Origin of the sequence: Limisphaera ngatamarikiensis (assembly GCF_011044775.1) — a bacterium.
In the GTDB taxonomy this organism is placed as follows: Bacteria; Verrucomicrobiota; Verrucomicrobiia; order Limisphaerales; family Limisphaeraceae; genus Limisphaera; species Limisphaera ngatamarikiensis.
Genome location: NZ_JAAKYA010000081.1, coordinates 21310 through 28283, shown reverse-complemented (window position 1 = coordinate 28283; position 6974 = coordinate 21310). Strand labels below are relative to the sequence as shown.

Here is a 6974-nt window from a genome sequence, read left to right as displayed (position 1 = left end):
GGTTGGCGGGTTGCGCCGCATCGGTATTTCCCGGTACGGGCGTGGTTAATTCCATTGGTGCTGGCAATGGTTGGGTGGGCCGAGCCGGCGTGGTCGCAGGGAAGGGACTTTGGTGACGCCCCGCCTCCTTATCCGACGAAACGGGCTGAAAACGGGGCCTTTCACGTGGTCCAAGGGCCGGTTTTGGGCAACATCGTGGACATGGAGGACGACGGGCAGCCGGACGCCAATGCACTGGGCGATGACGTGAATCCACCGGCAGCGGACGATGAGGATGGGGTGAGCTTTTTGACGCCGCTTGTTCCCGGCGGCACTGCCCAGGTGGAGGTCCGCGTCACGGGCAACTTCGAGATCGCTTATTTGGATGCGTGGGTGGACTTTGGCAGGGACGGCTCATGGGATCAACCTGGGGACCGTGTGTTTGTGGCGGTACCGGTGAGTCGAGGGACCCATACATTGTCGTTTGGGGTACCGACCGATGCCCGGCCGGGTCCCAGCTTTGCGCGGTTCCGCGTCAGCACGGTCCGTTCGGGCCTGAAAGTGACCGGAGAAGCGCCGGATGGGGAGGTGGAGGATTATCTGGTTTTCGTGGAGGAGTCGAATCTGGATTTTGGCGACGCGCCCGGCAAGTACCCCACGTTGGTGTCGGTCAACGGGGCCCGGCACATTGTGTTGCCGGGGTTTTGCCTGGGCACGTGGGTGGACACGGAACCGGACGGGCAACCCGATGCCAACGCCATGGGTGATGACCTCAACCCGCCCGGCGCCGTGGATGACGAGGACGGGGTTTTCTTTCTGACTCCCGTGGTCCCGGGCCAGTCCGCCCAAGTGCTGGTGACTCTCACGGCTCCGAAAAACCCCAACGGAGGCCCTGGCTCGGGCCGGCTCAACGCCTGGGTGGACTTCAACCGCAACGAGACATGGGCCGATCCGGGGGAACAAATCTTCACCAACCAGCTGATTTTCAGTGGCAGCAACATTCTGAGCTTTTGGGTTCCCGCCAACGCGAGGCCGGGTACCACCTTCGCCCGGTTTCGACTCAACCGGGAGGGTAACGTGGGGTTCGACGGGTTGGCCGGCGATGGCGAAGTGGAGGACTACCGGGTGAACATTGAGCAGCGGCTGGACTTTGGGGACGCTCCGGCGCCGTATCCCACGCTACTCAGGGACGACGGGGCCCGACACGTTTGGAGCGAGTTCTACATGGGCAGCACCGTTGACATTGAATTGGACGGGCAGCCAACGGCGGACGCCGATGGCGATGACATGAACCCGAGCTCGGGCCCGGACGACGAGGACGGCGTGGTGTTTACTTCCGCTCTGGTACCGGGACGGGCGGCGACCGTTGAGGTGACCGTGTCTGACAGTGGTCGGCTGTACGCGTGGGTGGATTTCAATCGGAACGGTTCGTGGGCGGATCCGGGCGAGCAGGTTTTTGCCGATACGCCGGTCAGTCCGGGCCTGAACATCCTCTCCTTCAACGTGCCCGAGGACGCGGTCCCCGGTCTGACCTTCTCCCGCTGGCGTTACACGGTGCAGGGTAAGGGGCTCAGTTTTGTCGGGTTGGCACCCGATGGCGAGGTGGAGGATCATCCCGTGCGCATCATTCGCGATCGGGAGCGGTGTGACCTGGGGTGTGAAGGCAGGGAGTTTTGGTTGACGTTCCCCGGGAATTATGCGCCCGATCCCACCAACCCGCCGCAACCGGCTCTGTGCATTCAGGGTTCTGCGGGTACGTTGGCCACGGTGACCATCCCGGCCCTCGGTTTCGTCACCAATGTCAGCATCCCGACCAACTTTGTGGCCTGGGTGGCGTTGCCGGCCCCGGCCGACCTTGGCGACTTCAACGACGTTGTCCTGCCCGGGCGCGCCGTGTACGTGAAAGCCACGCGGGATGTACGCGTCGTTGCATTCAATCACGTCAAGCACACCAGCGACAGTTACCACGCCCTGCACGTCAGCACATTGGGCACCGAGTACAGGGTGCTGGCCTGGCCGAATCTCCACGCGGGAGTGCCGCCGCTGAACGGGAGCCAGTTCGCGATTGTCGGCACCGAAAGCAACACCGTGGTGACCATTGTTCCCTCGCCCACCACGGTGATCAAAACGCCCGGGGTGGCGTACACCGTGGTCCTCCAACCGGGTGACGTGTACCAGTTGCGGGACACCAACGATGCCCCGGCTGATCTGACCGGCACCTTGATCAAGGCCACCCGCCCGGTGGCGGTATTTGCGGGTCATGCCTGTGCCAATGTGCCCACCGCGAACCAGTGGTATTGCGACACCCTGGTCGAGCAGTTGTTGCCTGTGAACGCGTGGGGTGGCGAGTACCATCTGGCGCCGCTGGCCTCGCGGAGCGGGGGCAGCCCGTACCGTGTCCTGGCCGCCCATGACGGCACGGTTGTTTCCGTGAACGGCACGCCCGTGGCCACGCTGAACGCCGGGGAGTCCGTCCTCCGGGTGGCAGCGGGCCCGGCCCGCGTGGAGGCCACGCGGCCGGTTCTGGTTGCGCATTATGCCGCCAGCTCCGATTGGGACGGCAACCCCAACGCGGACCCCTTCATGGCGCTGGTGCAATCCCCGCGACATTTCACGCGCGTTTACGTGGTTTGTGCCCGGACCAACGATTTCAGTACCCATTACGTGCAACTGGTGGTGCCGACCTCGGTGACGAACAATGTGTTGGTGGATGGTGTGCCCATCAGCCCGACGCTGTTCCAGCCGATTCCCGGCGGTTCTTACGCGGTGGCCAACGTGCCGGTGGGCGCCGGCGTGCATGTCATTACCGCGCCCGAGTCCTTCGGCATGCTCAGTTACGGTTGGGCTCTGTACGATTCCTACGGTCATCCCGGATGCTTTTATTTCGGGGATGTAGAACCGCCCCGGGTGGTGACTCCCGTGACCCATTTAACCGTGGACGTGACACAGAATCAGCAGCAGCCCGGGTTTGCGTACGTGCCGGATTTGCGCGCCATGGCGGCGGTGGAGGACAACTGTTCGACCAAACAGCCGCGTCCCCAACAGGAACCCGTGCCGGGCACCGCCCTGCCGCCCGGGATCTACTCGATCGGGCTGTACGTGGTGGACGACAACGGCAATGTCGGTCAGACGAACGTGACCCTGGCGGCGGTGGATCCGTCGCCGGTGACGATTCAATGTCCGCCCGACATGGTGGTGCCCTGCGACAGCGTCGACGGCGCGTATGTCCAGTTCAGCGTGCGGGCTTTCACGCGTTATGAGACCAACGTGGCCGTGGTGTCCATGCCGCCTTCCGGCAGTTGGTTCCCGATCGGGACCACCATCGTAACCAACATCGCCACCTCCGTGGCGGGGAAGACCGCCACCTGCACCTTCCGCGTCACGGTGGTATGCGACCGCAAGGTCACGGTTCAGCGGACGAGGGAGGGGCTGGTCCTTTCCTGGCCTGCGCCCGGGGTTTTGGAGCAGGCGCCGTCCATCACGGGTCCGTGGCAGCCGGTTCCCGATGCCACCAGTCCGTACGTCGTGCGCCCGACCCATCTGAGGATGTTTTATCGGGTTCGGTACTGACCCGTTTGGTGCGCGGCGGGTTTGGTGTCCCCACGTTGCCGGGGGTGGGCACTCCGACGATGGAGGTCGCGGTGACTGCTGTCTCCGTGCCCCGGGTCGTGGGTGCGGTCGAAAACCCCGATCCCTGACTGGTCCGGTCCGACTTCGCCCTCACCGGGTCATTGCCAGAGTCTTCAACCTGTGATTAGCTGTGTAGCCTGCATGAACGGCCACACACCGTCGTTGGAGGTACTGGGTTGGGATACGGCCTGGGAGGACGCTTTTCGACCCCACCGCGCAGCCGGTTTGCGCCCGGCGCGGGTGGTCACGCAGGAGAAGTATCGTTACCTGCTTTGGGGCGAGGAGGGCGAATGCGAGGGGCAGGTTCCGGGCCGGATGGTCCGGCTTGCCCAGAGTGACGCCGAGTTGCCCAAGGTGGGCGATTGGGTGGGGTACCGCGTCCCCGGCGCGCGGGGTCAGCCGGCGCGCATTGAGGTGGTCCTGCCGCGCCGGACCCGACTGGCCCGCAAGGTGGCCGGCCGGGAGACCGAGGAGCAGGTGCTGGTGACGAACGTGGATGTGGCGTTCCTGGTCCAGGCACTGGATCAGACGTTTCAACCCCGTCTGCTTGAGCGGATGCTGCTTATGTGCCTGGAGGGTGGTGTCCAACCGGCCGTGGTGTTGAACAAGGCCGATCTGTGCCCCGACCCCGCCGCGCTGGTTCATGAAGCCCGTCGAAGGGCCGGTGATGCACCGGTCATCCTCACCTGCGCACGCACCGGTCTGGGGGTTGAGGAATTGCGCAGGCTCCTGCCGGCGGGGCGTACCGGGGTATTCATTGGTCCGTCCGGCGTGGGGAAATCCAGCCTGATCAACCGACTTTATGGCGAAGAGATCCAACCCACGGCCGAGGTGCGCGAACGGGATCACAAAGGGCGGCACACCACCACGTGGCGGGAATTGATCGTGTTGCCTGACGGGGGGCTGGTGATTGACACGCCCGGCATACGGGAGTTTCACCTCTGGATGGCCGGGGAGGGATTGCACGAGGCGTTTCCGGACATTGAACTGCTGGCGCTCCGCTGCAAGTTCCGCGATTGCCAGCATCAGACCGAGCCGGGGTGTGCCGTCCGGGCGGCGGCGGCGGCCGGGGAACTGGATCCGGAGCGACTGGCCAGTTACCTGAAATTGCGTCAGGAACTGGATTACCTGCATCGGATTCGTCACTGGCAACGGCCGCCGCGACAAAAGCCCCGGCCCTTGCGGTCCCGGCCGGGTGCAGACTGACCTCAAACCGCCTTCCGGCCGGGTTTTTGTGGCCGGACCGCAACGACTTGCCCCGGCTTTGTGTGCACCCGACACTGGAGGACATGAAACGCGGGTGGCTTTGCTGGTTGGGCGCCGGGTTTCTTGCATCTGCTGCGGTTCCGCTGCCGGCCTTTTCGCAGTCCCCGGTCCCGGTGGCGGGCGCGACTCGAGCCGGGGATGGCACGGGTACCGTCAGAATCCACGGTGAGCTCAAGCAATGGCACAAGATCACACTGGATTTGGACGGACCGTTCGCCCGTGAGACGGATACCGATCCCAACCCGTTCACCGACTACCGGTTGACCGCCACGTTCCGGCATGGCGCTTCGGGGCGGGTTTGGGAAGTGCCGGGCTACTTTGCCGCCGATGGACGGGCCGCTGAGACGTCGGCGGAAGCCGGCACCTGCTGGCGCGTGCATTTTACGCCGAACGCCTCCGGCCTGTGGCACTATGAGCTGCGGCTCTGGCAGGGACGGGGTGTGGCCATCGACGACAACGCTCTTACCAGTGCCCGCCAGCTCTTTCATCGGTCCGGTTCGTTTCAGATCGGTCCCACGGACAAATCGTTCCCCGACTTCCGCGGGCGTGGCCGGCTGGAATACGTCGGTCAGCGGTACCTGCGCACCGCGGGTACTCGGGAGTTCTTTCTCAAGGCGGGCGCCGACTCGCCTGAAAACCTGCTCGGTTATGCCGACTTCGATGGCACGGTGGCACCGGCACGCCGCGCGGCTCGACCCGGTGAAAACACTCCGGCCGGCCGACTCAAATCCTGGCAGCCGCATGTGCGGGATTGGCGGCCCGGCGACCCGTCCTGGCAAAACGGCCGGGGCAAAGGGTTGATCGGTGCGCTGAACTACCTGGCAGGCCGCGGGATGAACTCCGTGAGCATGCTCACCTACAACGCGGGAGGCGACGGCGATGATGTCTGGCCGTTTGTGGCGCGCACGGCGAAGTTTCACTACGACTGTTCGAAGCTTGACCAGTGGGCCCTGGTGTTCGAGCACGCCAACGCGCGCGGTCTGATGGTACATTTCAAACTCCAGGAAACCGAGATGGACGACAACCGGCCCGGTGCCGACGGGACGGTCCGCCCCGTACCGGAGGCCCTGGATGGCGGAGACCTGGGGCCGGAACGGAAATTGTACCTGCGCGAACTGGTGGCACGGTTCGCCCATTTGCCCGCCCTGCAATGGAACCTGGGCGAGGAAAACTCCCAAACCACGGACCAGATCCGAGCCATGGCGCAATGGCTGCGTGCCCTCGATCCATACGATCATCCCGTTGTCATCCACACTTTTCCCTCCCAGCAGGACCGGGTCTACAACCCCTTGCTCGGCGACCCCACCGTGCTCACAGGGGTCTCCCTGCAAAACCACTGGGCCCAGGCGCACCGGCGAACCTTGCACTGGATCGAACGCTCCACCGTGGCCGGCCATCCCTGGGTCGTTTCTCACGATGAACAGAATCCCGCCTCGGGCGGTGTACCGCCCGACCCCGGCTATGCCGGGCACGATGGCGTCGCACGAGACGGCAAAGCCACGTATACGCTGCATGAAATTCGGAAGTACTGTCTCTGGGGCACCCTGATGGCGGGCGGCGCCGGCGTGGAGTACTACTTTGGTTACGACCTTCCCCAGAACGACCTGCAATGCGAGGACTGGCGTAGCCGGGAGGGAAGCTGGCGGTACGCCCGTCTGGCCCTCTCGTTCTTCCGCGAACAGCACATCCCTTTCTGGGCCCTGCACAACGCGGACGTGCTTGTGGACAATCCGACCCACGAGAACACCCGGTTTTGCCTGGCGCAACCCGGCGAACTCTACGTGATCTATCTGACCGAGGGTGGTTCCGTCACCCTGGACCTGCAGCGGTTCGAGCAGAGTTTTTCAGTGGCCTGGTATAACCCCCGCGAGGGCGGTGAACTTCAGCCGGGCACGGTCCGCAACGTCCGCGGGCCCGGCCGTGTGTGCCTGGGAGCACCGCCCTCGGATCCGGATCAGGATTGGGTTGTCCTTGTTCGTCGCTCCGCCCCGGGACCAGGTCCGTAGCTCGGTTCGCCGGGACGGGGCCTGCGCAGCGATTCATGGGCGTGGGGGTGGACCCTTACGGCCCGCACCCTTGACCTTGTGGATTGCCGAGCA

At 64.6% G+C, this 6974-nt stretch carries 3 protein-coding genes; all 3 read left to right on the top strand.

Features of this window, described 5'->3' with window-relative positions; all coding sequences use genetic code 11:
* Positions 1-201: 201 nt before the first annotated feature.
* Positions 202-3549, top strand: coding sequence for a GEVED domain-containing protein (locus tag G4L39_RS12125; RefSeq protein WP_205880988.1), 3348 nt, complete (start codon positions 202-204; stop codon positions 3547-3549).
* A 201-nt stretch (positions 3550-3750) separates the two neighbouring features.
* Complete coding sequence (rsgA, locus tag G4L39_RS12120; protein WP_165108451.1) at positions 3751-4815, top strand: ribosome small subunit-dependent GTPase A; 1065 nt, start codon at positions 3751-3753, stop codon at positions 4813-4815.
* Between the two features lie 83 nt (positions 4816-4898).
* Positions 4899-6881 (top strand): DUF5060 domain-containing protein, encoded by a 1983-nt coding sequence (locus G4L39_RS12115; RefSeq protein WP_165108450.1) that lies wholly within the window; start codon positions 4899-4901, stop codon positions 6879-6881.
* Positions 6882-6974 lie beyond the last annotated feature (93 nt).